Below are 26820 nucleotides of genomic sequence, written 5' to 3' on the forward strand. Positions count from 1 at the left end.
CGAAGATCGCTCCGCTCATCGATGAGCTGGGCCCCCGTTTCACCCGACTCAGCGACGAGATCTGGGCCCACCCCGAACTGCGGTGGGAAGAGCACGAGTCGATGAAGAAGCAGATCGAGGCCGCCGAGGAGTTCGGCGCCCGGATCACCACCTCGGTGGGAGGTGTGCCGACCGCCTTCTCCGCGGAGTGGGGCTCGGGCGCACCCGTGATCGGGTTCCTGGGTGAATACGACGCCCTGGCCTCGCTGAGCCAGGAGGCGAGCTCCACCGAGCGTGCCCCCGACCTCGAGAGCGACACCGAGGCCGGCCACGGCTGTCACCACAACCTGCTCGGATCCGGCTCACTGCTCGCCGCCGTCGCCCTGGCCCGGCACATGGAGAAGAACGATCTCCCCGGCACCGTGCGCTACTACGGCTGCCCCGCCGAGGAGGGCGCCGCCGGCAAGACCTTCATGGTCGCGGGCGGGGCCTTCGACGATGTCGACGCCGCGGTGACCAACCACCCGTACCCCGCTGCGTCCGCGGTGCAGTGGAGGACCCTGGCCTACACCCAGGCCTACTTCCGCTTCCGCGGGCTCCCGGCCCACGCCGGCGCGGACCCGCACCATGGACGCAGTGCCCTGGACGCGGCCGAGCTGATGAACGTCGGGGTGAACTTCCTGCGTGAGCACATGGAGGACACCGACCGCATCCACTACGCCTTCATCGACGCCGGCGGTCCCTCGGCCAACGTCGTCCAGCCCACCGCCGAGCTCTACTACATCGTCCGCTCCCCCACGGTCGCCAAGATGCGCGCCCTCTACGAGCGGGTCAAGAAGGTCGCCCGCGGCGCGGCCCTGATGACCGAGACCGAGGTGGAGATCGAGTTCGACGGCGCCTGCGCCGAGATGCTGCCCAACCGGGTGCTGGAAGAGGCCCTGTACGCGAGCGTCGTCGAGCTCGGCGGTGTGCCCTTCGACGAGGCGGATCAGGAGTACGGCCGGGTACTCAGCGCAGGTCTGCCCGCCGGCGCCGCCGAGGGCGCCCGGCAGATGCTGGGACTGCCTGACACTGCCGAGCCGTACTACACCGGCATCCTGCCGCTTCCCGACCCCGTCCACCGGACCCAGAACACCGGGTCGACCGACGTCGGCGACGTCAGCTGGGTCACCCCCACCGTGCAGATGGCAGCGGGGACCGCGATCCTGGGTACGCCGCACCATTCCTGGCAGATGGTCACCCAGGGCAAGTCCCCGGCCGCGCACAAGGGCATGATCCACGGCGCCAAGGCGATGGCCGCGGTGGCCCTCGACATGCTCACCGATCCCGACCTGCTGACGCGGGCCAAGGACGAGTTCCAGGGCGTCATCTCCAAGACGCCCTACGAGAACCCGATCCCCGAGGGCACCGTGCCGCCGCCGCTGCGCCCGACCTACCGGCCGGCGTGATCTGCCGGCTGCGCTGAGCTGCTCCCCAGCACTCGGGACCGAACAACTCGCCCCGGGAGCTGGGAGCAGGTCACGGGTCCGCGCAGTCGGAACCGAATCCGCTCGCCGAGCAATCCCCGCCCAACTGCCGCGCTCCCCACTCGCTCCGGCAGGCACGTCCGCCGCCGGAACAGGTCTTCCCGCCACCGCACCACCCATGAAGGAGTCTCATCCATGAGCAACCTCACCGACGTCGGCACGATCATCGACGTCCTCACCCCCGAGTTCACCGCGCTCAGCGACGCGATCTGGGACCACCCGCAACTTCGCTGGGCGGAGTACGACGCGGTCGATCGTCACATCGCCGTGGCCGAGGCACACGGTGCCACCATCACCCGCGAGATCGGCGGGATTCCCACCGCCTTCTCCGCCGAATGGGGCACCGACGGGCCGGTGATCGCCTTCCTCGGCGAGTACGACGCCCTGGCCGGACTGAGCCAGGCCTCCGGATCGACGGAGTGCGCGCCCGACCCCGACAACACCACCGGCTGCGGGCAGGGCTGCGGGCACCACCTCCTCGGGGCGGGCGCCCTGCTCGCCGCCGTCTCTGCCGCGAAGTTCCTCGCCGAGAAGAACCTGCCGGGCCGGGTCCGCTACTACGGCTGCCCGGCCGAGGAGGCGGCGGCCGGAAAGTCCTTCATGGTCAAGGCCGGCGCCTTCGCCGACGTCGACGCGACCGTGACCTGGCACCCGAATTCACGGACCTTCACCCGCCAGACCCGCACCGTCGCCTACGCCCAGATGTACTTCCACTACCGCGGCGTCGCCTCCCACGCCGGGGCCGCACCGCACCGCGGGCGCAGTGCGCTGGACGCCGCCGAACTGCTCAACATCGGCGTGAACTTCCTGCGCGAGCACATGCCCGACAGCGCCCGGATCCACTACGCCTTCACCGATGTCGGCGGCGAGTCGCCCAACGTGGTCCAGGAGAAGTCCTCGATCTACTACGTCGTGCGGGCCGAGACGGTCGCCGAGATGCGCGAACTCTACGAGCGGGTCTTCGACGTGGCCCGCGGCGCCGCTCAGATGACCGGCACGGAGTTGAGCATCGAGTTCGACGGCGCCTCGGCCGAGATCCTCCCGAACGATGTGTTGGAGGAGGTCCTGCACCGCAACGTCACCGAGCTCGGCCCGATCCCCTTCGACGCCGACGACGAGGCCAGGGCCAAGACCTTCGCCGACACCTACGAGGCCAAGGAGCTCGCCAGCGAGCGAGCGCTGATGGGGCTGCCGCGCGGCGACACCCGGGTGCTCGCGGACGTCGTACCGCCGATGGACATCACCCAGCCGCGCCAGCTCATCTCCGGGTCGACCGACGTCGGCGACGTCTCCTGGGTCACGCCGACGGTCCAGATTATGACCGCGTGCATGTCGATGGGTACCGCGCCGCACTCGTGGCAGTTCGTGGCCCAGGGCAAGCTCCCGGCCGCGCACAAGGGGATGGTCTACTCGGCCAAGGCGATCGCCGGCACCGCCCTGGACCTGTTCACCGACCCCAACCTCCTCGCCCAGGCGCGCAAGGAGTTCGAGGAGACCACCGCGATCACGCCCTACGACTGCCCGATCCCCGACGGCGTCATCGCCCCGCCGCTGCGGAACCGCGCCTGAGAAGGGAAGGTCACTCCATGCAGCAGACACACGAGCTGAGCGCCACCGAACTCACCGCCGCCTACCGCACCGGGGACCTGTCTCCCGTCGACGCCCTCAAGGCCGCGACCGCCCGGATCGAGGACAAGGACGCCCTCCACCGAGGGATGTACGTCGTCGACACCGACGGGGCCACCCGAGCCGCCCGGGCCAGCGAAGAGCGCTGGAGGCGCGGCCAGCAGCTCGGCCCCCTGGACGGCGTACCGGTCACGCTCAAGGAGAACACCCCGGTCATCGGATTCCACCAGTCCCTGGGGACCGCGGCCCGCCACCCGCGACCAGCGGAGGTCAACTCCCCCGTCACCGACCGCCTCCTGGAGGCCGGCGCGGTGATCGTCGGATCCACCACGATGCCCGACCTCAGCGGACTCGGTTCCGGCGTCTCCTCCCGTCACGGCACCGCCCGCAACCCGTGGAACCCCGCCTGGAACACCGGTGGGTCCTCCTCCGGCGCCGCGGTCGCCACCGCCTTCGGCTACGGCGCGATCAACATCGGCACCGACATCGGCGGCTCGATCCGACTGCCCGCCTCGTTCACCGGCGTCTTCGGGTTCAAGCCCTCCTACGGACGGGTGCCGATCCTGGACACCTACCTGGGCAGGGTCGCGGGCCCGATGACCAGGACCGTGGCCGACGCGGCTGCGGCGATGACCTACCTGTCCCGCCCGGACAGGCGGGACTGCGCCTCCCTGCCAGCACAGAACATCGACTGGACCGGCCTCGACCTCGAGGTCACCGGTCTGCGGATCGGACTCTGCTTCGACGTGGCCCCCGGTACCCGGGTCGATCCCGAGGTGGCGGCCGCGGTGTCCCGCGCCGCGGACCGGTTCGCCGAAGCCGGAGCGGAGATCATCCCGATCCCGGCCTACCTCTCCCGGGACTACCTCAGCGAGGCGCAACTGCCCTTCATGGCGGCCCACCAGTGGTCCCAGCTGAACGACCCGGCGCTGATCGATGACCTCTCCAAGGCCTACCAGCCGATGGTCGAGGGCGCCCGACGCGTGCAAGAGATGAGCCCGTTGGACGTGATCCGGGCCTACGACCTGATCGGGCCGATGGTCTCGGAAACAGTGCAGACGCTCGACGCCTACGATCTGGTGCTCTCACCGGTCTGCGGCTCGGTCACCGGGCCGGCCGAGAGCATGATGACCGAGGAACTGACCGGCGCGAACTTCACCTCGCCGCTCAACGTCGCCGGCACCCCGGCGGCCTCGATCAACTGTGGCTTCACCACCCAGGGAAAGCCGATCGGACTCCAGATCGCCGCCACCCGGTTCGAGGACCTCCGGGTGCTCCAGGCCTCCGCGTGGTACGAGGGCCACCGCGGCGAGGGCGCCACCCCCGACTGGAGCCGGCTGATCTGACCCGGCATCCGGCCCGTGGCCTACGGGGTGCCGGCTTCGGGACCGCTGGATCCGCCGCCACCAGCCGATCAGGATGAGTGGGGTCATCACCGCCACGAGCCCGTAGCCGAGCCAGGCGCCCCAGCGGAACGAGCGCTCATCACCGGCCAGTGACTCGCGTACCTCGTCGCTGTCGATGTGGACATCAGACCGGCGGGCCGGATCCCAGACGACGCCGACCTCGTCCCCGACGGACCAGCCCTCGCAGACCTCGTACTCGATGAAGTTGGTCCGGTATCGCCGGCCGTCGACGATGGGGCGGTAGGTGACGACGGGACAGTGCACGGTCGAGGTCGACGTACGTCCCCGGCGTCCGTAATGGGTGACCTCCCGTGCACGGATCTCGGTGACCCTGCCGACGCTGTGCTCGCCCTCGGCGCGCAACCGGTCGAAGTCGGCAGCGCTCTCGCTCGGCCCGCCCCACAGGTGGGTCGTGCACACCAGCAGGATCCCGATGACGAGCAACGTGTAGCGGGCCATGGCGGAATCTCACACCACCGACATCCGCAGCCGTGATCGGGGTCGGCGGGACTCCGCAGCGCCCGCCTCCTCGATCCACAGGGCGTAGTCCCTGGATCAGCCGTCAGGCCTGGCTGCGCAGGTATCGCCCGAAGTGGGGGACGGTGAAGGCGATCAGGCCGCGCTCGCCGGAGTAGATGAGGCCCTTCTTCAACAGGGCGTCCCGGGCCGGGGAGAGCGATTGCGGCTTCTTACCCAACAGGGCCGCCACATCCGCGGTCGCCACCGAGCCGATGTCGTCGATCCGGCCCTCCCCGCGGGTGGCCATCTCGACCGCGGCATCGGCCATCGCGCGCAGGTAGTCGCGTTCACCGGGGGTGGCGCGCTCGAAGCGGGAGCCGAAGAAGCCGACCGCGAGCTCACGGTCGGCCTCGGGGGCGGCCACCCCGACGTCCGCGGCCGTGATCGGCGTACGCGGGGCGAGATCCCACACCGCCTTGCCGTACGCCTGGATGAAGTAGGGGTAACCACCGGTGTGCTCGTACATCGCGGCCAGTGCGTCGCTCTCGAAGTCGGCCTCCTCCTCCGCCGCCGGCGCGGCCAGGGCACGATCGGCCGACTCGCGCGGGAGCCGGTCGATGCGCTGATAGGAGAAGAGCCGCTCGGAGTAGGACTTGGACGCGGAGAGTACGGCGGGCAGGTGCGGCAGGCCGGCGCCGACCACGATCAGAGGCAGGCCGGACTGGCTGATCTCGTGGCAGGCGGCGCACATCGCCGAGACGTCGTCGGGCCCGAGGTCCTGCATCTCGTCGATGAACACGCCGACCCCCTTGCCGACGTCCGCGGCGAGGCCGCCGACGTCGGTGAGGAGTTCGACCAGGTCGATCTCGATGTCGCCCGAGTCGGCCCTGCCGCGCACCGCCGGTGCGTCGATGCCGGGGCTCCACTGCTCCCGCAGCTTGGCGTTGGGCCCCGCCTCACGCTGCACGAAGGAGCGCAGGACGCCGAGCACGTGGTCGACGGCGTCGGCATCGGGGTGGCCGAGTTCGCGGATCGCCTGGTGCAGGGCACTGGCGAGGGGGCGGCGCAGCGACTGGTCCGGTCGGGCCTCGAACTTGCCGGTCCCCCACCCCTTCCGCACCGCCGCCGACCTCAGCGCGTTGAGCAGCACCGTCTTGCCCACCCCGCGCAGCCCGGTCAGCACGAGCGAACGCTCCGGCCTCCCCCGCGCCACCCGCTCCAGCACGACGTCGAAGGCGCGCAACTGGTCGTCACGACCGGCCAACTCGGGCGGGCGCTGGCCGGCGCCGGGTGCGTAGGGGTTACGGATGGGATCCACGATGCGACCGTATCGAGGGATCTAGGAAGAGTCCTAGATTTCGCTAGCGCGTCGCATCGACCTGAGGAGCAGTGGTTGCGGCGACCCGGGTCGGAGTAGCGTGCAGGCAGCGCAGTCACCTGCGCGGTCTGATGAGGGCTGAGCTGATGGATCCGGTCGAGGGCGCCGCCACCTTCCAGAGATCGGGCGCGGAGTACGACGCCTTCATGGGCCGCTACTCGCGGTCGCTGGCCACGTTGTTCGCCGACTGGGCCGGGGTGGTCGCCGGGCAGTCCGCACTCGACGTCGGCTGCGGCCCCGGTGCGTTGACCGGTGTGCTCGTACAGCGGCTCGGTCCCGGCGGGGTGCTTGCCTGCGACCCGTCGGAGCCGTTCGTGCAGGAGTGCCGCGCTCGACACCCGGGCGTCGACGTACGCCGGGGCCGTGCCGAGCAGCTGCCCTGTGAGGACTCCTCCCGGGATGTGGTGCTGGCGCAGCTGGTGCTGCACTTCGTCAGTGACCCCGAGACTGCCGCGGCCGAGATGCGACGGGTCCTGCGCCCCGGCGGCACCGTGGCCGCGTGCAGCTGGGACTTCGCCCAGGGCATGGCGATGCTGCGGCACTTCTGGGACGCCGCCACGAGCCTGGATCCCGCCGCCCCCGACGAGGCCGCGCTCCGCTTCGGCAAGGAGGGTGAGCTGGCCGAGCTGTTCGAGGGCGCGGGCTTCCAGCAGACCTCCGAGACGACCCTGGAGGTGACCTCGTCCTACGTGTCCTTCGACGACCTGTGGTCGGGCTTCCTGGCCGGGATCGGCCCCGCCGGGCAGTACGCCGTGACCCGCCCGAGGGATCAACAGGATGCCCTGCGCCGCGCCCTGTTCGAGCAACTCGGGTCTCCGGACGGGCCCTTCGAGCTCCGCGCGGTCGCCCGCGCCGCGCGCGGTTCGGCACCGCCGGCCTCCGCCGCGACGTCGCCGTAGCCGAGACCCGGCGAAGGTTCGGCGCCGGCCCGGCCGACCGACCGGGACGGCATCGCCGGGCCCTTCCTCTGTCGTGACGCTCCGTCCTCACCTCAGGTGTCGGGCGAAGAACCTGCTCGCGTCCTCTCCGGCCCACGCGGGCACGCCGGTGTGCCCGCCCATGTTGGCCTGAAGCGTCTTCTCCGCCGACCCGAAGGCGTCGAACAGGTCGAGCGCCAACTGCCGGTCGTTGCCCTCGTCGTCCCACTGCAGCAGAACGTGCAGTGGGATCGTGACCTGTCGCGCCTCGTCGAATATCGCCCGGGGCACGTAGCTCCCCGCGAACAGGCCGGCCGCCACGATCCGCGGCTCGACCAGCGCCAGCCGGACACCGACGGCGATCACCCCGCCCGAGAACCCGACCGGGCCGCCGATCTCGGGCAGTGCGAGGAGTGCGTTCAGGGTGGCCCGCCACTCCGGGACCGCCTGCTCGACGAGCGGGAGGATCAGTCGTTCGACGATCTCCTCGCCCACCGGCTCCCCCGCCGCCAGGGCGCGGCGAAGGCCGGCCCGGGCCTGATCGACTCCGTCCAGGCGGGGTCGATCGCCGCTGCCGGGCAACTCGATGGTGGCCGCGGCGTAGCCGTCCGCCAGACAGCGTCGGGCCCGCGCCGCCAGACGGGGGTACATCCGGCGCATTCCCCCGGGGTGGCCCAGCAGGATCACGGGCAACGGTGAATCGACGTGGTCGGGCGTCCACACCGTGCCGGGGATCTCGCCGAGGGTGAAGTCGCGTTCGAGGCACCCGCCGTCGAGACGTCGTTCGGAGATGACGTGCATGCGTGTGCCTTTCACTCGGAGGGTGCGCGGCGCGCGATCCAGGCGTCGACCTTCACCCACTGGTCGAAGAGCCATGCCTCGCGAGCCTCGTCCCCCGCGGGGAGGTCGGCGGCGTGGGTCAGCCAGCCGCCGAGCACGATGGTCTTGTCCATCGGGAGCTCGCGCCAGATGTCGCGGACGGTGACCAGCCGTTCCAGCCCGGTGTGGGCGACGACGAGGACGGCGGCGTCCGGGGCGGCCTGGACCGCGGTGAGGAACCCCCCTGTGTACGGCGGCATCACGTGCGGCATCGCCTCAGCCCGGCGGGCGAGTTCGAGGTGGCCGGTGGCCCGGAGGGTCTCGATCCGGCGCAGACGACGCCGCTCGGTGAGGTTGCCACCCTCGGGGAACATCACCAGGGCGTCCTCGCCGGTGAGCTCGCCGCCGATCCGCGCGATCGTCGAGCGGGTCGACGGCTGGCCCGGCCGGCGCCGCGAACCGGGTACGACGAAGGCAGAGGGCAGCCGGTTGAGCAGGACGTCGATCGCGGGGTCCCACTGCAGGGTGTCCTTGAGCACGATCGCCGGGGCCCGGCCGGCACGCAGCACCTGGTCGACCAGGATGAAGGAATCCCCCGGCCCCGCGTGCCGGCTGAGCACGACCACGGGCACCTCGGAGCTCGGGAGGTCCCCCTCGACCACGATCCGCAGCCGCAGGGTCAGATGCACCTGCCAGAAGAAGATCCACAGCATCCGGCGGGCCAGCGCCACGTGGGCGCGACGGCTCCAGGGCCGGTCCAGGAGGAGCCCGCAGCCGGTCGCCAGCCAGAGGGCGAAGAGCGCGATCAGCGCCGCGGCGTCCCACGCGATGTAGAACGCGCCCATCCACAGCACCCGCAGCACCCGCAGGTGGCCGGGCAGCGCCCAGGTCAGGGCGGCCCCGCCGACCAGGGCCAGCATCAGCGTGGTCGGGACCAGCAGCACGGCCAGCGCCACCACGACCGGAGCGATCAGCAGCCGTCGTACCCACCGCGGCGGGGGCGCGATCACGGGGCCTGCTCGAGGTACTCCAGGGCATGCGCGTAGGACTGTTCGATCCGCAGCCGGGTGGAGTCGAGATCCTTGAACGCCCCCAGTTTGGCGTCCCCCGGCAGGGACCCGCCGGTCGGCAGGACGTGCACGGTGACGCCGTCCGGCACCTCGGCGAGTTCGCGGAAGAAGCGGTGCCGGCGGGCGATCTCGAAACTCACCCGGGCGACGTCGGCGGGAGTTCGCGGTGCGGTGAGGGACTCCTCGATCCGGCCGACCTGGAGGACGTAGACGGTGGTGGCGCCGCGTCGTACGGCCTCACCGAGCGGGATCGAGTCGACCAGTCCGCCGTCCAGGAAGTGCTCGCCGTCGATCTCGGTGGGTGGCAGCGCGCCCGGCACCGAGGCCGAGGCGAGGACGGCGTCGACCAGTGGCCCGGAGTCGAACCACGTCTCCGCCGCCCGCTCGATGCAGGCGGCGGTGACCGCCAGCGGGATCTCCAGCTCCTCGAAGGTACGCCGGCCACCGAGGGTCTCCTCGACCAGTCGGCGCAGCGGCGCGGGGTCGTAGAGGTTGATCCTGGAGCGCGCGAATCGGCGCAGCTGGCGGTACCACGGATCGCCGTACACCTCCCGGGCCGTGGTGGAGGACCACATCTCCTCCATCCGGTCGATCACGTCGGGGGTGGGGTCGGCCGCCAACGCGGCACCGGTGATCGCACCGATCGAGGTGCCGACCACGAGGTCGGGACGCACCCCGCGCTCGAAGAGCGCCTTGAGCATGCCGACATGCACGGCGCCGCGGACGCCGCCCCCACCGAGTACGAACGCGACACTCACCTCGCGATGCTCTCACGCAGCGGACCCCGAGAGGCGGAATCCGCGTCTCGATGAAGGTGGATGTGGTCGTCTAGGACGGTTCCTAGATGTTCCGATACGCCGGCATCGACCCCCCTACTCGTCTCCGCGTTCGCCCTATGCTGACCCCATGCCCGAGCTGCCCGAGGTGCACGCACTGGCCCTGGACCTGCGGGGACGCCTTCGCGACCGCGCGATCACGCGGATCCACGTGCCCCAGTTCAGCGCCCTGAAGACGTTCGATCCACCGGTCCAGGCGCTCGAGGGCACCCTGGTCGACGACGTGTCCCGGCACGGCAAGTTCCTCGACATCGAGGCCTCCGGGCTGCACCTGATCGTGCACCTCGCCCGGGCCGGGTGGGTGCGGTGGCGCGAGCAGTTGCCGGCCACGCCCCCTCGACCGAGCACGAAGTCCACCGTCGCGGTTCGCGTGGAACTCGACGACGCCGACCCGGACGCCGGGCGGGGGTTCGACCTGACCGAGGCGGGCACCAAGAAGAGCCTGGCGGTCTACGTGGTGCGCCGCCCCGCCGACGTACCCGGCATCGCGTCGCTGGGACCGGACCCGCTGGCCGAGGAATTCACCCTCGACAGGTTCCGGCAGATCCTGGCCGCGGAGGGGCGCAAGCAGATCAAGGGCGTGCTGCGCCACCAGGGCACCATCGCCGGGATCGGCAACGCCTATTCCGACGAGATCCTGCACGCCGCGCGGATGTCGCCCTTCAAGCCGGCCGACCTCACCGAGGAGGAGTCGCAGGTCCTGTACGACGCCCTGCGGTCGACCCTCACCGACGCGGTGGCGCGCTCGGAGGGGATGGCGGCCAGCGAACTCAAGGGCGAGAAGAAGAGCCACCTCGCCGTGCACGGCCGCGCCGGCCAGGCCTGCCCGGTCTGCGGCGACACGGTGCGGGAGGTCAGTTTCGCCGACTCCAGTCTGCAGTACTGCCCCACCTGCCAGACCGGCGGCAAGCCGCTCGCCGACCGACGGATGTCCAAGCTGCTCAAGTGACTCGGCGGGAGGAACGCCAGGCGAGGCCCCGCGCCGCTGACTCACCCGCCCCGCCGTGCTGCTGGCGCGAGGCCACGGCCGCATCCACGTCCTCTCAGGCCAGCGCTGCGGGACGGCTCAGGCGTTGGTCACCTCGTCGCGCCGCCTTCCCACCGTCCGATCGGGGATGAGAAGGCTGCCCGCAACCAGGGCGATCACGGCGACCGGCAGCGAAATGATCACCGAGTTCACGCCGTATGGCTGCCCGAGCTGCTCCCAGACGATGGTGACGACGACTCCGAGGGTCATCGCGATCAGCGCACCCCACTTACTCGCCCGTGGCCACAGGAAGATGGCGAGCACAGGGGGCGCGATCGCCACGCCGTAGACCGTGTAGGAATACATCTGCAGTTCCAGGACCGTCGGGAAGTACCGGCCCAGCACATACGCGACCACTGCGATTCCCAGGATCGCGAACCGGTGCACCCGCAGCCGTCGGCGCTCGTCCATCTGCCACCCGAGGACCCGCTCCCCGACGTCATAGACGACATTGCCTGCGCCGGAGAGCAGGAACGAGGAGCCGGTGGTGATGATGAAGGCCAGTGCACCGGCGAGCAGCAACCCACCCAGCACCGGGGGAAGTGTCCCTTCGCCAGCGAGCGCCAGGACGGCCTGGTCCGGGACGATTTCGGGGTAGAGGATGACAGCCGCCGAGCCGAGCAGCGCCACGGGGATGGTCACGAAGAAGCTCGAGATGAAGAATCCCGCCGCCGAACTCTTCGCCTCGGCCTCACTACGCGCGGCCCCGAACCGCTGATACATGTTCTGGTCGGCGAGCACCAGCAAGAACAGAGGCAGGAAGTACCCCAGCAACTGAAGAGGGGTGAGACCCCCGGTGAAGGTGTGCGCGACATCCGGCAGCGCGTCCCAGTAGGCGGCCACGCCGCCGATGTCCCGACCGATCACCATCGGCAGGGCGACCAGCAGCACGAACACGATCAGGGTCGCCGACAGGAAGTCGGACCAGGCGACGGACTTGAGGCCCCCACCGAACGCCAGGAAGGTCACCAGGACGAACACGATGATGGCGCCAGCCCCGGGCTCGAGGTCGGTGACCACGCTGATGATCTGTCCACCACCGGTGAACTGATAGGCCGTGATCCCCGTGTAGGCCAGCACCGTGATGATCGCCGCTATGACCCGGACACTGATGCCGTACTTTTGCTCGAGCAGCTGGGGAACCGTGTACGTCGCGTTGCGGCGAATGCGCTTCGCCAGGAAATAGAGGACCACGATCCCCGCCGGGGTCCCGGCGAGGAAGAAGATCGACGCCAGAGGTCCGTAGGTGTAGGCGAAGCTTCCGCCACCGATGATGGTTCCGGACCCCACCCAGGTAGCCAACAGGGTCCCGATCATCACGGGGCGGGGCAGGTCGCGCCCCGCGAAGACGAAGTCCTCGCCTGTTGAGACCTCCTTGGCCCGGCTGAACCACAACCCAACGGCGACCATCAGCAGCAGGTACGCCACCAACACGACAACATGAACGGTTTGCACGAGTCCTCCACGGTTCGGTCGAGCCGGTCCGGCCCAGGCGGGTCAGACTGCCAAATTTCGGAGGAAATGCAACGGGTGTTGCAAAAATTTCAGCATCCGGATCACGACGACGAGAAGAGCCGATGCTCGTCCCACAGGCACTGCGCGCGATCGCTGGCCTCCGACGCCCGAGCCGGATCAACGCGAACGACGGCCCCGATGATCGCCTGCACGACCGTCACCGTCGGGACCAGCGACGGGAACATTCCAGACCCTTCGCTGGGCACCACGACCAACTCGGTGGCGAACTCCTCCGACGGCCCACCGAGCAGGTCGCTCACCACGACGACATGCACGCCCTGCGCGTGCGCGACCCGGATGGCGTGGTGGACCTCGCGGGGGGTCCGCCAGAGTTGGAAGCAAACCAGGCAGTCCCCTTCCCGCAGGAGCGAGACCGCGTTGAGCAGACTGGTCCCGCCGGTGAGCTGCAGCCGGACGTCGTACCCGATCGTCTGGGCCAGATGCGAGAGCTGCAGGCCCGGCGCGGCAAAGCTGCCCGAGCCCATCACCAGCGAGACCCGCGCGGAGGTGATCAGCCGCGCGACCCGGTCGACCTGGTCGTCGTCGAGGAGCTCAGCGAGATCCTGGAGGTTGGTCAGCTCGCGTCCCACGCTCGCCACGGCGGACCCGCCTTCGCCTCCGTCGTGCTCCCGGAGGAGCTGAGCCGCGGAGAGGCCGGCCAGGTACCGGGAGCGAACCTCGGCCCGCAGAGCCGGCCAGCCCGACAGTCCCAGGGCCTGAGCGGTTCGCACCACCGTCGCCACGTTGACGTCCGCCATTCGGGCGGCCTCCGCAGTGCTCGCATACGACATCTGGCGAGGGTGGACCCGCAGCGCCTGCAGGACCCGGCCCACCGCCCGGCTCGGATCGCGCCCGGCCAGTCGGTCCGAGATCCAACTGGGCATGACGTCCGGGTCCCCACTCATGCGGCTACTATGCAACGAACATTGCGACTTGCCTAGCCTGTCGGGCGGCCGGTCACCACCCGTCGATCCGGAAGGACTCCCATGAAGGACTCCGCCCCTGTCCCCGCCTACGCCGTCGTCCTGCGGGGCGGACTGGTCTGCGACGTGGTCGCAGAAGAGGCGCGACCCGGCGACGTCCTGATCGCTGACGGCCGGATCCAGGAGGTCGGCGAACGACTGGACGTGCCTCGGCACGCGACCGAGATCGACGCCAGCGGCCTTCACATCCTGCCGGGACTGATCGACTCCCACGTCCACGTCACCGCCGGCGACGCCGACCTCGGAGCGCTCGCCGAGGCCTCGCCCTACTACGTAGCCGCGCAGACCAGCGCCATCCTCGACGGCATGCTGCGGCGAGGGTTCACCACCGTGCGCGACTGCGGTGGCGCCGACTTCGGTCTCGCCGCTGCCGTCGAGCACGGCCTGTGGGCCGGGCCACGAGTGGTGTTCGGTGGGAAGGCACTGTCGCCGACCGGTGGTCACGCGGACCTTCGCGGTCCGGGTCGGACGGTGCTCGACGATCACACGTGCTGCCCGAGCATCGGCCGGGTCTGCGACGGCGTGGACGAGGTGCGTCGGGCCGCGCGCGATCAGCTGCGTACGGGAGCGCATCACATCAAGCTGATGCTCTCCGGCGGGGTCGCCTCTCCGACCGACCGGGTCGACTCTCTGCAATTCTCGGCCGACGAGATCCGAGCAGCCGTCGAGGAAGCCACCAACGCCAACCGCTACGTCACTGGTCACGCCTACACCGCTGCCGCCGTCAACCGCGGCCTCGAGCTAGGGGTGCGCTGCATCGAGCACGGCAACCTGATCGACGAGTCGAGCGTGGCCCTGCTCGTCGAGAAGGGTGCCTTCTTGGTGCCGACCCTGGTGACCTACCAGTACCTCAAGAGTGAGGGTGCGGCAGCCGGGCTGCCGCAGGCGAGTCAGGACAAGGTGGGCGTCGTCCTCGACGCGGGTCTGGAGGCACTCGAACTCGCCTGGAAGGGCGGGGTCAAGGTCGCTCTGGGCACGGACCTGCTGGGTTCGATGCAGCCGCATCAGAACGAGGAGTTCCGCATCCGGGCCCGGGTACAGCCGCTTGCCGAGGTGCTGCGCTCCGCGACCGTCGTCGGCGCCGAACTGTTGGGGAGGGAAGATCTGGGCGTCATCCGCCCCGGCGCGGTCGCCGACGCACTCCTCGTCGACGGTGACCCCTTCACGGACGTCGACGTCCTCGCCTCGCCGGACCGGCACCTGCGCACCGTGCTGCAGGGCGGCCGCGTGGTCGTGGCGGCGTAGCTGTCAGCCGGCGTCCGCCATACCACCGATGTAGCAGGCGTCGCTGGACGTCGTCCGGGGCCTCGGGTCAGGCCAGTTCGTGGCCTCCGCCAGCGACGGTTCAGGACGCCGCCGCGCTCGGCGGCCCGTCGGGAGTCACGTCAGCCTCGGGCAGGCTCCGGCGCTCGTCGATCACCCGTGCGGTGACGAAGGCGACCACCACGCCCAGCAGCACCAGCGGCGCCAGGGCGACGCCGTTCGGGCCGAGCAGCAGCACGGTGAGGACACCGGCCATCACCGGCATCGGCAGGATCGTGGCGGTGGCGGCGGCCATCCCGACCGCCATCGCTGGCCAGGTGCCGAAGCCGGGCAACGCCCCGACCAGCACCCCTGCGGTGGCGCCCAGCGCCACCGCCGGGAAGATCGGTCCACCGCGCAGGGCACCCATCGAGACGGCGTAGGCGAGCCCCTTGGCGACGAGCAGCACCACCAGGGCCCAGGCCGACCAGCTCTCCGGCGACGTGGCCAGGGGTTCCAACAGGGCCTGGCCGGAGAGGGCGACGTCCATCGGCGAGTGCCCGGTGATCAGGGCGTACGCCGCCCCGCAGGCCGCCACGACCAGGGCCGCTCCGAGTGCGCCGAGCATCGGCCGCTGGTGCGACCACCCCGAGGCTCGGCGGGCGATCCAGCGGATCCCCTGGGTCGCGAGGGCGACCGCGATCGCGAGGGGAACCGTCCAGAGCAGGTCGGGCAGGTCCGGTCGGTCCGGCCCGGCGAGGGCGGGCAGGGAGAGCGAGGCGATCTCGAGTCCGGTCCAGTTCCCCAGCCCGGTGAAGACCAGCGCCCCGATGCCCGAGGAGAGCAGGCACGGCAGGGTGAGACGTCGCAGCGCCGGTCCGGCCAGGCCGGCGGCCTCCAGCACGAAGACCGGGCCGAGCAGCGGGCTGCCGAAGATCGCCGAGATCGCCGCGGTCGCTCCGGCGACCGCCATCACCTGTCGCGCGGGGCTGTGCGGGTCGCTCACCCACGGGCGGGAGACCCACAGGGCCAGGGCGGAACCGATCGCGATCAGCGGGCCCTCCGGGCCCAGGACCACACCGAGGGAGAGGCCGGCCAGAGCGGCCAGCAGGACGCCGGGGATGTCGATCATCGGCACCGGTGTGATGGTCAGGCCGTCGATCGGGTTGTGTCCGCCGTGGCCGGGCAGGGAGCGGACCGCGAGCCCGACCAGCAGGCCGGCCACCAGCAGCAGCGGGAACGGCCACCACCACGGTGCCTCGTCGAAGCCGAGCTGGTCGGGCAGGCCCTCCCAGGCCAGATGCGTGATCTCGTGCAGCAACGCGAGGAAGGCGAAGGCGGCCAGCGAGACCGGGATGCCGACCGCCGCGGCCCCCACCAGCAGCCGGATCAGCGCGGATCGTTCCGACCCGGCCGGGGGCGCGGCCTGCTCAGCCACGCCGGCCGCCGTATGTTCTGGCGACCGGAGAAACGGCCGGTCTGGGGCACTCTCCCGAACTCATGGGACGACGTTATCGATCCTCGCGCCGTCCTCGCACCGGTCCCTCGCAGCCGCTGTCACCGTTCACAGCCGCAGCCACTCCAGCACCGCACGGACCCGGCGGTGGTCGTCGGTGTCGGTGGGCAGGTCGAGCTTGGTGAAGATGTTGTTGATGTGCTTGGCGACGGCCTTCTCGGTGATCACCAGTTCGGCCGAGATGGCGGCGTTGCCCCGACCCTGGGCCATCAGGGCGAGCACCTCCCGCTCACGCCCGGTGAGCCGGTCGACCGGAGAGGCGGGATGACGGGCCAGCACCGCCGCCACCACCTCCGGATCGAGCACGGTGCCGCCTGCGGCGACGCGGTGCAGCGCCTCGACGAACTCGGCCACGTCGGAGACGCGATCCTTGAGCAGGTAGCCGATCGCCCCCTCGCCGCTGGCGAGGAGCTCGCGGGCGTAGAGCCGCTCGACGTACTGGGAGAGCACGAGCACCGGGAACGCGGGCCGTTCCTGCCGGATCCCGATCGCCGCCCGGAGTCCCTCGTCGGTGCCGGTCGGTGGCAGCCGGATGTCGACCACGGCGGCCTCGGCGGCGGGATCCCGAAGGGCGCGCTCCAGGTCGGCAAGGTTGTCGACGGCGGCCTGCACGGTGAACCCCTTGGCCTCCAACAGCTGGATCAGACCGGCCCGGAGGAGGGCGTGATCCTCGGCGACGACAACACGCACGGGACCTCCAGGGTGACGATCGTGGGTCCGCCCGGCGGGCTGGACAGCCTGATCGTGCCATCGAAGACCGCCAACCGGTCCGCGACACCACGCAGGCCGGACCCACCACCCGGGTCGGCACCCCCGACACCGTCGTCGCCGACCACGACGGTCAGCCACCCGGCTGCGTACCGGATCCGTACCCACGCCTCGCCCGCCCGCGCGTGCTTCCCGATGTTGGCCAGACACTCGGCGACCGCGAAGTAGAGCGCGGACTCCACCGGCTCCGGTGCCCGGCCCGGGAGGTCCACGGACAGCTGCACCGGCAGCGCCATGTCGACCGCGAGGGCCTCCACCGCACCGACCAGCCCGCGGTCGGCCAGGACCGGCGGATGGATACCGCGGACGACGTCGCGCAACTCCCCCAGCGCCGAGGACGAACTGCTCCGGGCCTCGTTGACCAGGCGGCGAGCGGCCTCGGGATCGCTCTCGAACAGGTCCTCGGCCAGGCCGAGGTTGAGCGAGAGAGCGGCCAGCCTGGCCTGGGGCCCGTCGTGCAGGTCACGTTCGATCCGCCGCAACTCGGCGGCGGAGTGATCGACCGCCTCGGCCCGGGATTCGGCCAGCAGCCGCACCCGCCGCTCCAGTTGCTCGGCGCGTCCCGGACAGAGCATCAGCCGGTCCACCGAGGCGCGGATCCGCATCAGCGGTCCGGCGCCGTACCACCAGATCGGGATGGTGATCACCAGGAGGAGGAGCAGCAGCACCAACAGCGAGAGCGTGAACCCGAGGGTCATCGCCCACAGCATCCACAAGAAGTCACGCCAGATGGCCGGATCGACGGCCTGGGCCCGCAGCCGGTTGAGCGGACCACGCGGGAGCGGGAGGTACGGCGAGGGCAGCGCCTGACCCAGGATCCGGGCGGCCATCCTCCGGTGCCAGTCGGCCAACGCCCGCGAGACCGGCAGCAGCGCCAGCACCACGACCACGCCGATCCACACGACGATCAGGACCCCGCCGAGCCAGACGAGCAGGAAGACGAGCAGAAGCGGCACGAACAGCATCACGTGCAGCGCGGCGTACCCGGTCACCTCGAAGGGCCCGGCACGCTCGGTCGTCTGATGGGGCACGGGGACCATCCTGCCGCGCCGGCCCGGCCCGCGGCGGTGGTGCAGGCACCACTTCCATCTGGGGTGCACACGCCCCTGTGCGCTCGGGCGAGCCCGCCGAGGCTGGAGACATCCGATCATCTCTCCTCACCAGGAGTTCCCGATGTCCCAGCGTTCAGCTCTCGCCGCCCTGCCGACCAGGGCCGCCAGATGGAGTGCCACCCACCCGTGGAGCGCGATCGGGCTGTGGCTGGCCTTCGTGGTCGCCGCGGTCGCCCTGTCCGCGCTCATCCCGACCCAGCAACCCACCGACGCCGACTACCGGGTCGGTGAATCCGGCCGGGCCGAGGCGATGGTCGACGAGGCGAACCTCGACGGCCCGCCCGTCGAGAACGTGCTCATCACCGCCACCGACGGCGTCCTCGACCGCAACATGGCCGAGGACGCCGCCGCCGCGCTCACCACCCAGATGACCCCCGTCGCCGGAGTCACCGAGGTCGGCGCTCCGATGTGGAACGAGGACGACACCGCCGTCCTCGTGCCCGTCACCCTCGAGGAGTCCGAGGACCTGGACGTGGCGCCGATGCTCGCCGTCACCGACAATGTCCAGTCGACCTACCCGGATCTGGAGGTGAGCCAGACCGGCGGGGAGAGCATCGACGAGGCGATCAACGAGCGGGTCGCCGAGGACCTGCGGACCGCGGAACTGTTCAGTCTGCCGATCACCTTCGTGCTGATGCTGTTGGCCTTCGGCGCCCTCATCGCCGCCGGCATCCCGGTGCTGCTCGCCGCCACCAGCGTGGCGGCCACGATCGGGATCGCCGCGCCGATCTCGCTGCTGGTGCCCGCCGAACCCACCGTCATCAGCATGATCGTGCTGATCGGCATGGCCGTCGGGGTCGACTACTCGCTCTTCTACCTCAAACGGGAACGGGAGGAGCGCGCCGCCGGCCGCACCACCCTCGACTCCGTGGACCTCGCGGCGCAGACCTCCGGACACGCCATCGTGGTCTCCGGGCTCGCCGTGATCGCCGCCCTCGCCGGGCTGTTCGTACTCACCGACACCACCTTCAACTCGCTGGCGGTCGGCGCGATCACCGTGGTGGCCGTCGCCGTGCTCGGCTCGATCACCGTCCTGCCGGCCCTGCTGGCCAAACTCGGCCGCTGGGTGGACCGGCCGCGGGTCCCGCTGCTGTGGCGGCTCAACCGGCGGATCGGTCGGGGCGGTATCAGCGGCCGCGTCCTCGGCCCCGTCGTCCGGCACCCGCTGGTCGCCCTGCTGGTCGCCGTCGTACCGATCGTGCTGCTCACCGTGCCCGCGCTCGGCATGAAGACCCACGAGGCAGGGCTGAACACGCTGCCTCCCGACATCCCCGAGGTCGCCACGATGGCCGCGGTGACCGAGGAGTTCCCTCAGGAGGGCAGCACCGCCGATGTCGTCGTCCGGGCGCCGGCGTCCGACCGGTCCGAGGTGGCCGCGGCGCTCAGCGGGCTCGAGGACGACGCCGCCGCGACCGGTGAGTTCACCGACACCGACGCGGAGATCCAGGTCTCGGCCGACGGCACCACCTCACGGATCCAACTCGCCATGCCCTTCGACCCGGAGAGCGACCGCGCGGACGAGGCGATCAAGATCCTCCGCGAGGACCTCGCCCCCCAGGCCCTCGACGGGGTCACGGACGAGTGGGCGGTCGGTGGCGACACGGCCACCTCGGTCGACTTCACCGACAAGCTGCGCGAACGCCTGCCCTGGGTGATCGGCTTCGTCCTGCTGCTCACCCTGCTGATGATGGGCTTCGCCTTCCGGAGTATCCCGATCGCGCTGATCTCCGCGGCCCTCAACCTCGCCTCGGTCGCGGTCGTCTTCGGGGTGATGACGGTGGTCTTCCAGCACGGCGTCGGTGAGGAACTCCTCGACTTCACCTCGCCCGGCTACCTGATCTCGTGGGTGCCGATCTTCGTGATGGTCGTGCTCGTGGGGCTCTCGATGGACTACCACGTCTTCGTGCTCAGCCGGGTCAAGGAGTACGTCGACCAGGGGCTGCCCACCCGTGCCGCGGTCCGTCGCGGCATCGCCGACACCGCCGGCACCGTCACCAGCGCAGCCGCCGTGATGATCTCGGTCTTCGCGCTCTTCGCCACCCTGTCCATGATGGAGATGAAGATGATGGGGGTCGGGCTCTCCGCCGCGATCCTCATCGACGCCACCCTGATCCGTCTGGTCGCCCTGCCCGCACTGCTGGTGCTGCTCGGCGACCGGGTCTGGTGGCCCCGCCGCCCGGCCGATCTCCCGCCTGCCGCTGTTGTCGAGCCCGAGCACCTTGCTGGGGTGCGGTCGTGATCGGTGGTGCGGACGGTTCCCCGGTTCACCGGTGAAAGTGTCGCTACCCGGCCGAAAAATCGGCCAGGTAGCGACACTTCTCCCTGGGTGACGTGACGGGAGTGACGACAGTGACCGCGTCTCCAGCTCATCCGGCAGGAGCCACCCTGGCTCCGGTGGGTCTTCTAGGGTGAGGTCGTGTTCCTCGAGAACGTCGTCGGCGACGCCACGGACCCGCGCACGCTCGGCCGGTTCTGGGAGGCGGTGCTCGGCACGGAGACCCTGACCGATGAGCCGGCGGGCTACGAGACCCGACTGGAGGTGCCGGACGGACCGGTGTTGGACCTCTGCTTCCAGCGGGTGCCGACACCTCCCTCCGGTCCCCGGCGGCTCCGGTGGGGGCTCCGGGACGACGTCGGGCGTCACGACCGACTGCTCGAGCTCGGCGCCACCCGCGCCCGGGGCCAGGACGGGGTGTGGTTCGCGGACCCGGCCGGCAACCCCTTCTCCGTGGTGGCCGACCCGGCCTACGCCGACACCGGCCCGGTCGTCGTACTCTCGCTCGACGTCGCCGACCCCGACCGCGAACTCGTCTTCTGGGCCTGGCTGACCGGGTGGCGGCCGACCCCGGGCGCAGCCGCCCTCCGTCACCCCTCCCAGCGCGGCCCGGTGCTCGAACTGAGACTCGAGCCCGAGCCCAAGCGAACGGGCAAGAACCAGATGCACCTCGACATCCGGCTCGAGCCGGGCGACGACCACGACGCCCTCGCCCGCGAGATCGTCGATCGCGGCGGCGCACCCCTCCACACCGACTGGGGCGACCTCCCCTGGCGCTGTTACCTCGACCTATCCGGCAACGAGTTCTGTCTCCTCCCGTCCCGGTGACGGTGCGGTTCCCGGGTTGGAACGCCTCGCCATCCGTGAGCGTCGATGCCGGCACTCGCTCTGGTCAGCAGCGACCGGGCCGGTCAGGATGGCGGGATGGTGAGACCACGTCTGGCGGCGTCCGCCCAGGACTTCGCCGAGGCCGCCGCCCTCCAGGCCGACTTCAACCGGGAGTACGACTCCCCCACGCTCGAGCCGGACGACCTCGCCGCTCACCTGAGCAGATTGAGTGCCGGCGGCGACACCCGCGTCTGGCTGGTGGGTACGCCGGCGCTGGGCCACGGCCTGGTGCGGCTGCGCACCCAGACCACCGTCGACGAGCTCGAGGGCTACCTGGCCGAGTTCTACGTCGTCCCGGATCGCCGCGGCCAGGGTCTGGGATCGATCCTGCTGCAGGCGATCATCGACGACCTCCGTTCGCTGGGCGCGACGTACCTCGACCTCAACACCAGTGAGGACGACGACTCGGCGCGGGCGATCTATGAGAAGTTCGGGTTCGACTGCCATGAAGGGCGCGGTTCCGGGCCGCTGGCGATCTACTACGAACTGGATCTGTGAGGCCGTCTCCTACAGTTGCCCTGTGATTCCCACAGTTGCCATCGACGGGGTGCCCCACCCGCTGCCCCCGGGTCTGTCCGTGCTCGACGTCCGCGAGGATGCCGAGTGGATGGCGGGGCACATCGCCGACGCCGTTCACATCCCGCTGGCCGAACTGCCGGCCCGCACCTCCGAGGTGCCCGAAGGACAGGTGCTGGTGGTGTGCAAGGTGGGCGGTCGCTCCGCCCAGGCCACGATGTACCTCGGCCAGCAGGGGCATGACGTGGTCAACCTCGACGGCGGCATGCTCGACTGGGAGGCCGCCGGGCGGGAGATGGTCAGCGAGACCGGTGCCCCGCCGATGGTGGTCTGATCGGCGCCCGCCTCACAGGCAGTTGGTCTCCACGTAGCCGAAGTAGGAGGTCACCGCGTCGAGGTCCTCGGGGGCGACGATGGCGGTGGAGAGGCCGACCAGTTCACCGTCGTCCGGGGTGCTCGCGACATGGTCGGCGAAGACCTCGAACCCTTCCTGCTGGGCGGTCGTCATGTCCTCGGCCGGTCGCATCCCGGCCACGACGCCCTTCGCATCGAGGGTGGAGTCGGCCCCGGTGAAGCGGGTGTAGTCGGCGCAGAACTCCGCCCTGGTGGGCGCGGTCTCTGCCGGCGTGTCCGCAAGAGCTCCGGAGAACGCCACCACGCCGATCCCGAGGATCGCGAACAGCAGCGCGCCCAGGCAAGCCACCACCACCAGTCGGCGGTGCCTGCGCTGCGCCTCTTCGAAGGACGGCGAGAAACCCTGGGTGCCGGGGCCGAAACCCGGCAACACCACCGCCGTCTGCTCCGCCACCGACGGGCGCGCCGCGGCGGCCACGCGCGGGTGCGCGCTCGGGGGCTGGAACGGCGCGGACGGCGGTGCGGACCACGCCTGCGCCGGTCGGCCGGGCACCCGCGCCGGAGCGGACACCGGAACGGCAGGCGCGGGAGGGGCGGACGCGGGAGCCGGCGCGGCCGGTCGGGTCGCTGGTCGCGGAGGCCGCACCTCCCTGCGGCGTACCGGTCCGCCCGGTCGCACCGGGTAGCGGCGCCGATCCGACACCCTCGTGGTGCCGTCGTCCTCGACGCCGCCGTCCTCCGTCGGAATGGGCCCCTCCACCCCGGGGCGGGTGTGGTGGCTCCACCGCGCACCGTCCCACCAGCGGATCACGCCGCGCTGATCGGCGTACCAGCCCGGTGGGATCGGTCGGTCGGGGCTCTGGTTCACGTTGCTGTTTCCCTCGATGGCGATGACCGGGTCGAGGACCCGGGTCCCGGCGTTCAGTCGCAGGTGCTGTCGCTCCACTCGATGAAGGCGGTCGCCTTGGTGACCATCTCCTGGTCGAGGTCGGACGGGTCGACGTCAGAGAGCCCGGAGTCGAGGTCCTCACCGCTGGTGTCCTGGGGAAGGGTCTTGAACAGCTCGATCAGCGCGTCGAACCCCTCGGCCGCGTCGGCGGGGATCTCGTCGGACAGCTCGACGTCCTCCAGCCGGTCGACGGCATCGCCGATGGTGCCGTCGTCGTCGACGTCGTCCAGGGTGTCGCACAGTTGCTGCGCGCTGAGCGGCCCGTCGTCCTCGCCACCGCACGCGCTCGCGCCCAGGCCGACGACGAGGAGCAGAGCGGCGAGGCCGGAGGCTTGTGCCACTCCGGTACGGCGCGCGCGGACAGCAGTCGATCGCATGATGGTCTCCTCGACGTCAGCACGGATGCCGTTCACCCGCGACGGGTGCCACTCTGCCCCGTCAGTGCGCCCCGAAACCATCCCTGCGGGCGGCCTCGCCACGGGTGCCGCCGAAGACGCGCGGCAGGCTCAGGTCTCGGGCTATCGCGAGTCGTTGGAGGTACTCCTCGCGGGGCACCTCGACCACCCCGAGGGAGGCCAGGTGCGGGGTGGTCCACTGCACGTCGAGCAGGCGCGACCCGACCTCGTCGGCCGGCCCTTCCAGCAGCAGGTCGACCAGAGCGACCAGGGCGACCTTCGAGGCGTCCCGCGCATGGTGGAACATCGACTCCCCCGCGAACAGTCCCCCGATCGCGACGCCGTACAACCCGCCCACCAGTCGCCCCTGCTGCCAGGTCTCCACCGAGTGGGCCCAGCCGAGCCGGTGCAGCTCGGCGTACGCCGCACGGATCGGCTCGTCGATCCAACCCTGTGGTCGGGACGGGTCGGCGCAGCGCTCCACGACCGCCTCGAAGTCGGTGTCGATCCTGATCTCGAAGTCCCTCGTGGCCCGGCGCAGAGACCGGGAGACCCGCAGACCGTCCAGGGGGAGGATGCCCCGCTCCACGGGGGAGAACCACAGCAGTGGGTCGCGTCGGCGCGGACCGGGCATGGGGAACAGGCCGTGACGGTACGCCGCCAGCAGGGTGCCCGGTGCCAGGTCGGCGCCCATGCCGACCAGGTCGTCCAGCCCGTCCTCGTCAGGGACCGAGAAGCTCCACTGTGAGGGTGGCGGTTCGACGGGCATGGGGCCGAAGTTACCCGCCGCAGCCTACTCTGAGGGCATGAGTGGCAAGCACGGGGCGATGCGCACCCTCGCCGGCACCGCCGCCTCGGCGCTGGCGCCCCGGCTCGTCGGCATGGCACCCACCTTCACCACTGGGTTCCTGCACACCGCGCTCGAGCGGGCACTGACCGGAGTCGGTCCGCTGCCCCCGGCCGCGCAGGCGGCCGAGGCGCAGTTGGCCGAGCAGCACGGAGACCGGGACAAGGCCGTCCGCGAGGTGATCGAGAACCACGTCGCGTACGCCGCCGCGGGCGGCTTCGCCACCAACCTGGGTGGCCTGGTGACCGCTGCGGTCACCATCCCCGCGAACGTCACCGGCCTGGCGCTGATCCAGTGCCGGATGGTCGCAGGCATCGCACATCTGCGCGGCTACGACCTCGACGATCCCCGCGTCCGCAACGCGATCCTCGTGAGCCTGCTCGGCGAGGACAAGGTCGACTCCATGGTGAACAAGTTGCGCCTGCCCGCGCCGCCGATGGCGCTCGCCACCGCACCCGTCTTCGACGCCGGCACCGACCGCGCGGTCGCCAACGAGGTCGCCACCGAGATGATGGCCCGGGTCGCCGGCAAGCGGGTCGCCGTCGCGGCCAGCAAGCGGGTCCCGATCATCGGCGGCGTCGTCGGTGCCGGCGCGGACGGTTGGGGCACCTTCCAGTTGGGCCGCTACGCCGCCCGCGAGTTCCTCCCCCGCCCCGGCTTCTGACCCGCACCGGCGCGCAGGACGAGTCGGCCTCCGCGGATCAGTCTCGGCGGGGCCACCGCGCCGCCGACCCTGGAGGCCACGGCCTCATCGTCGGCCTCGGCCAGTCCTTGTCCGGATCGAAGCCGGTGGAAGACGATGAAGTCTCCGTTCGCATGCCGCCGGCGGCCGACCGCCGGTGCGGCAGGACGGGGGGAGAAGATGACGGGATCCGGGACGATGCGAGGGGTCATCCGCACCTACCTCTCCCGCGAACCAGGCGCCTCCTACGACTGGCGGCTCGGGCTCGCCGCTGCGATCGCCGTGGGCGTGCCCGCCTTCCTCGGCGTCGCCTTGCATCGGCTGGATGCGGGCGTCCTCACGGCGATGTCCGCCTGGCTGACCATGCGCTCCACCCCGGACGGCGACACCCGTGCCCGCGCGACCTCGCTCGTACGCCGATGCTGCCTGATGACAGCGAGCTTCGCTCTCGGCATCCTCACGGGCGGATGGGCCGCCCTACCGCTGGTGGCGCTGGCGGCTGTGGCCGCACCACTCCGGTGGATGGGCCCCCTCCCCGCCCTGTGCGTGGTGATCGGTGCCCAGTCGCCCGCTCAGAACGTCGGGCTCAGCACCGCTGGGTTCCTGGCCGGAGGTCTGTTCGCGACCGCCCTCCTCCTCACCCCGTACTTCGGCGGCCGGCATGATCCTCCCCGCCCCCGGGACACCTCCCACGGCCGCGGCGACCTGCTGGCGGGCACTCGCACGGTGCTCTCCGAGCTTCGCGGCGCAGCACGTCACGGTTCGCCCCGCTTCCGGTACGCCGTCCGCCTCGGGGTGTGCGTCACCGCCGCCTACGCCCTGATCGTCGCGACCGGGCTCCCCGGCGGCGAGCTGATCGTGATCGGCGTCATCACCACGCTCCAACCGAGTTGGGGCCAGACCACCACCCGCATCGTCAAGCGGGTCGTCGGAACGATCCTGGGCAGCGTCCTGGCGGTCTTCCTCCTGGTCCTCGCCAGCGGCCACTCCGCGTACGCCGTGGTGATCACCATTGCCATCCTCAGCAGCCTGGGCCAGCCGCTGCGCAAGATCAACTACGGATTCTGGCCCGTCTTCTCCGCGCCGGTCGCGCTCCTGTTGAGCGACACGAGCGGCACCGTCGGATGGCAGGAGGCGCTAGAGCGCAGCACCTACACCGCGGTCGGAGCCCTCATCGCCGCGGTGGCGACACTGGTGATCTGGCCTCCGCGAGAGGAGGAGCGCGTCCCCGATCACCTCTCCGCCGTCCTGGAGGCCCACGCCCGGATGCTGCGACGCACCGCTGCCGTCCTCGCCCAGCCCGGGCCGCCGACCGAACGATTGCACACCCGGGCCGCAGCGGAGTCCGCCAGCCGCGAGCTGCGGGAGGCGAGCAGGTTCCTTGCTCTGCGGCGGCAAACGCCGCAGGCCCTCGTGGATAGCCTGAACCAGGTCGGGCTCCACGCCCAGAGCCTCCGGGAAGCGGCACTCGCGGCCATCAACCGGCCCGCGGCCGCATCCCCGGACGCATTGGCCGAACTCGCGGTACAGCTGAGCAGCGCCGCCGAGCACCTCGAGGTCGGCCTCCCCGAGGACTTCGCAACCTCGGCCGCCCCGGACGCCCCGGACGCCGCCGAACAGGCCGCACGAGCCTGCGCCATGCTCATCGACGACACCGCCCACGCGGCTCGCCTCGCCCTGAGTCTGCCCGTGGACGGGTGAGCTTGGTCGCCGAAGAGACGTGCTTGAGCACCGG

General features: G+C 71.0%; 24 protein-coding genes and 1 pseudogene. 12 read left to right on the plus strand and 13 right to left on the minus strand.

Translation table 11 applies throughout. From position 1 onward, the window contains the following. The 3 genes from G515_RS0118335 to G515_RS0118345 all read left to right on the plus strand — a co-directional run. Positions 1–1427: amidohydrolase (locus G515_RS0118335; protein WP_211221090.1), on the plus strand; the 1427-nt coding region annotated here is incomplete at its 5' end. A 213-nt stretch (positions 1428–1640) separates the two neighbouring features. Further along, a complete protein-coding gene (locus tag G515_RS0118340; RefSeq protein ID WP_028661324.1) occupies positions 1641–3074 on the plus strand; it encodes an amidohydrolase in 1434 nt (477 codons plus the stop codon). A gap of 17 nt (positions 3075–3091) precedes the next feature. Then, the gene (locus G515_RS0118345) at positions 3092–4477 is read left to right on the plus strand and encodes an amidase (protein WP_028661325.1); all 1386 of its coding nucleotides are present in this window, start codon (positions 3092–3094) and stop codon (positions 4475–4477) included. A gap of 177 nt (positions 4478–4654) precedes the next feature. On the opposite strand, the pseudogene G515_RS24035 reads toward G515_RS0118345, so the two are convergent. Next, a pseudogene (locus tag G515_RS24035) lies at positions 4655–4996 on the minus strand (DUF3592 domain-containing protein); the annotation flags it as partial. 103 nt (positions 4997–5099) lie between these two features. After that, complete coding sequence (locus G515_RS0118350; RefSeq protein WP_028661326.1) at positions 5100–6314, minus strand: ATP-binding protein; 1215 nt, start codon at positions 6312–6314, stop codon at positions 5100–5102. Between the two features lie 146 nt (positions 6315–6460). Between G515_RS0118350 and G515_RS0118355 the strand changes: the two genes are divergently transcribed. Beyond that, the gene (locus tag G515_RS0118355; protein WP_028661327.1) at positions 6461–7273 is read left to right on the plus strand and encodes a class I SAM-dependent methyltransferase; all 813 of its coding nucleotides are present in this window, start codon (positions 6461–6463) and stop codon (positions 7271–7273) included. 87 nt (positions 7274–7360) lie between these two features. Here G515_RS0118355 and G515_RS0118360 read toward each other — a convergent pair whose 3' ends face one another. From G515_RS0118360 to G515_RS0118370, 3 genes are read right to left on the minus strand one after another with little or no spacing between them, the layout of a single operon-like run. Then, the gene (locus G515_RS0118360) at positions 7361–8092 is read right to left on the minus strand and encodes a dienelactone hydrolase family protein (protein WP_028661328.1); all 732 of its coding nucleotides are present in this window, start codon (positions 8090–8092) and stop codon (positions 7361–7363) included. An 11-nt stretch (positions 8093–8103) separates the two neighbouring features. Next, entirely contained in the window at positions 8104–9120 is a 1017-nt protein-coding gene (locus tag G515_RS0118365) for a 1-acyl-sn-glycerol-3-phosphate acyltransferase (protein WP_211221091.1), read from the minus strand. Further along, on the minus strand, positions 9117–9938 hold the full coding sequence (locus tag G515_RS0118370) for a patatin-like phospholipase family protein (RefSeq protein ID WP_028661330.1): 822 nt from the start codon (positions 9936–9938) through the stop codon (positions 9117–9119). The genes G515_RS0118365 and G515_RS0118370 overlap by 4 nt, the downstream gene beginning before the upstream one ends. A 148-nt stretch (positions 9939–10086) precedes the next feature. Between G515_RS0118370 and G515_RS0118375 the strand changes: the two genes are divergently transcribed. Beyond that, positions 10087–10965, plus strand: coding sequence for an Fpg/Nei family DNA glycosylase (locus G515_RS0118375; protein WP_028661331.1), 879 nt, complete (start codon positions 10087–10089; stop codon positions 10963–10965). 117 nt (positions 10966–11082) lie between these two features. Here G515_RS0118375 and G515_RS0118380 read toward each other — a convergent pair whose 3' ends face one another. Continuing rightward, positions 11083–12498: a sodium:solute symporter family protein gene (locus G515_RS0118380; RefSeq protein WP_028661332.1), complete on the minus strand. Its 1416-nt coding sequence runs from the start codon at positions 12496–12498 to the stop codon at positions 11083–11085. A gap of 101 nt (positions 12499–12599) precedes the next feature. Then, positions 12600–13463, minus strand: coding sequence for a MurR/RpiR family transcriptional regulator (locus G515_RS0118385; protein ID WP_051218589.1), 864 nt, complete (start codon positions 13461–13463; stop codon positions 12600–12602). A gap of 81 nt (positions 13464–13544) precedes the next feature. Between G515_RS0118385 and G515_RS0118390 the strand changes: the two genes are divergently transcribed. Continuing rightward, complete coding sequence (locus G515_RS0118390) at positions 13545–14786, plus strand: metal-dependent hydrolase family protein (RefSeq protein ID WP_028661334.1); 1242 nt, start codon at positions 13545–13547, stop codon at positions 14784–14786. 100 nt (positions 14787–14886) lie between these two features. On the opposite strand, the gene G515_RS22310 is transcribed toward G515_RS0118390, so the two are convergent. The 3 genes from G515_RS22310 to G515_RS22315 all read right to left on the minus strand — a co-directional run bounded on the left by G515_RS22310 (position 14887) and on the right by G515_RS22315 (position 18098). Further along, positions 14887–16221, minus strand: a complete 1335-nt coding sequence (locus G515_RS22310; protein ID WP_051218590.1) for a chloride channel protein — start codon at positions 16219–16221, stop codon at positions 14887–14889. A 126-nt stretch (positions 16222–16347) separates the two neighbouring features. Further along, positions 16348–16989, minus strand: a complete 642-nt coding sequence (locus G515_RS0118400) for a LuxR C-terminal-related transcriptional regulator (protein ID WP_028661335.1) — start codon at positions 16987–16989, stop codon at positions 16348–16350. Further along, positions 16941–18098: a sensor histidine kinase gene (locus G515_RS22315; protein ID WP_051218591.1), complete on the minus strand. Its 1158-nt coding sequence runs from the start codon at positions 18096–18098 to the stop codon at positions 16941–16943. Before G515_RS22315 ends, G515_RS0118400 begins: the two co-directional genes overlap by 49 nt. A gap of 142 nt (positions 18099–18240) precedes the next feature. Here G515_RS22315 and G515_RS22320 point away from each other — a divergent pair, with 142 nt between their 5' ends. From G515_RS22320 to G515_RS0118425, 4 genes are all read left to right on the plus strand, one after another. Beyond that, the gene (locus tag G515_RS22320; RefSeq protein ID WP_051218592.1) at positions 18241–20418 is read left to right on the plus strand and encodes an MMPL family transporter; all 2178 of its coding nucleotides are present in this window, start codon (positions 18241–18243) and stop codon (positions 20416–20418) included. A 177-nt stretch (positions 20419–20595) separates the two neighbouring features. Then, positions 20596–21282: a VOC family protein gene (locus G515_RS0118415; protein WP_028661336.1), complete on the plus strand. Its 687-nt coding sequence runs from the start codon at positions 20596–20598 to the stop codon at positions 21280–21282. A 96-nt stretch (positions 21283–21378) separates the two neighbouring features. Next, complete coding sequence (locus tag G515_RS0118420) at positions 21379–21840, plus strand: GNAT family N-acetyltransferase (RefSeq protein WP_028661337.1); 462 nt, start codon at positions 21379–21381, stop codon at positions 21838–21840. A gap of 22 nt (positions 21841–21862) precedes the next feature. Continuing rightward, a complete protein-coding gene (locus G515_RS0118425; RefSeq protein WP_028661338.1) occupies positions 21863–22192 on the plus strand; it encodes a rhodanese-like domain-containing protein in 330 nt (109 codons plus the stop codon). 12 nt (positions 22193–22204) lie between these two features. Here G515_RS0118425 and G515_RS23410 read toward each other — a convergent pair whose 3' ends face one another. The 3 genes from G515_RS23410 to aat form a co-directional block, all read right to left on the minus strand. Next, positions 22205–23158: a DUF2510 domain-containing protein gene (locus G515_RS23410; RefSeq protein WP_028661339.1), complete on the minus strand. Its 954-nt coding sequence runs from the start codon at positions 23156–23158 to the stop codon at positions 22205–22207. Further along, positions 23134–23538: a hypothetical protein gene (locus G515_RS0118435; protein ID WP_157571195.1), complete on the minus strand. Its 405-nt coding sequence runs from the start codon at positions 23536–23538 to the stop codon at positions 23134–23136. Before G515_RS0118435 ends, G515_RS23410 begins: the two co-directional genes overlap by 25 nt. 61 nt (positions 23539–23599) lie before the next feature. Continuing rightward, positions 23600–24325: a leucyl/phenylalanyl-tRNA--protein transferase gene (gene aat / locus G515_RS22325; RefSeq protein WP_051218593.1), complete on the minus strand. Its 726-nt coding sequence runs from the start codon at positions 24323–24325 to the stop codon at positions 23600–23602. A gap of 37 nt (positions 24326–24362) precedes the next feature. Here aat and G515_RS0118445 point away from each other — a divergent pair, with 37 nt between their 5' ends. Together G515_RS0118445 and G515_RS0118450 are read left to right on the plus strand one after the other, a co-directional pair. Beyond that, a complete protein-coding gene (locus tag G515_RS0118445) occupies positions 24363–25067 on the plus strand; it encodes an EcsC family protein (protein WP_028661341.1) in 705 nt (234 codons plus the stop codon). 216 nt (positions 25068–25283) lie between these two features. Further along, positions 25284–26786: an FUSC family protein gene (locus G515_RS0118450; protein ID WP_028661342.1), complete on the plus strand. Its 1503-nt coding sequence runs from the start codon at positions 25284–25286 to the stop codon at positions 26784–26786. The last annotated feature ends 34 nt before the right edge of the window (positions 26787–26820 follow it).

This window comes from Nocardioides insulae DSM 17944 (genome assembly GCF_000422825.1).
In the GTDB taxonomy this organism is placed as follows: Bacteria; Actinomycetota; Actinomycetes; order Propionibacteriales; family Nocardioidaceae; genus Nocardioides; species Nocardioides insulae.

Coding starts and splice junctions, on each gene's coding strand:
- G515_RS0118340 (WP_028661324.1), top strand. CDS start 1,641: ATGAGCAACCTCACCGACGTCGGCACGATCATCGACGTCCTCACCCCC.
- G515_RS0118345 (WP_028661325.1), top strand. CDS start 3,092: ATGCAGCAGACACACGAGCTGAGCGCCACCGAACTCACCGCCGCCTAC.
- G515_RS0118355 (WP_028661327.1), top strand. CDS start 6,461: ATGGATCCGGTCGAGGGCGCCGCCACCTTCCAGAGATCGGGCGCGGAG.
- G515_RS0118360 (WP_028661328.1), bottom strand. CDS start 8,092: ATGCACGTCATCTCCGAACGACGTCTCGACGGCGGGTGCCTCGAACGC.
- G515_RS0118375 (WP_028661331.1), top strand. CDS start 10,087: ATGCCCGAGCTGCCCGAGGTGCACGCACTGGCCCTGGACCTGCGGGGA.
- G515_RS0118385 (WP_051218589.1), bottom strand. CDS start 13,463: ATGAGTGGGGACCCGGACGTCATGCCCAGTTGGATCTCGGACCGACTG.
- G515_RS0118390 (WP_028661334.1), top strand. CDS start 13,545: ATGAAGGACTCCGCCCCTGTCCCCGCCTACGCCGTCGTCCTGCGGGGC.
- G515_RS22320 (WP_051218592.1), top strand. CDS start 18,241: ATGTCCCAGCGTTCAGCTCTCGCCGCCCTGCCGACCAGGGCCGCCAGA.
- G515_RS0118420 (WP_028661337.1), top strand. CDS start 21,379: ATGGTGAGACCACGTCTGGCGGCGTCCGCCCAGGACTTCGCCGAGGCC.
- G515_RS0118435 (WP_157571195.1), bottom strand. CDS start 23,538: ATGCGATCGACTGCTGTCCGCGCGCGCCGTACCGGAGTGGCACAAGCC.
- aat (WP_051218593.1), bottom strand. CDS start 24,325: ATGCCCGTCGAACCGCCACCCTCACAGTGGAGCTTCTCGGTCCCTGAC.
- G515_RS0118445 (WP_028661341.1), top strand. CDS start 24,363: ATGAGTGGCAAGCACGGGGCGATGCGCACCCTCGCCGGCACCGCCGCC.
- G515_RS0118450 (WP_028661342.1), top strand. CDS start 25,284: ATGCGAGGGGTCATCCGCACCTACCTCTCCCGCGAACCAGGCGCCTCC.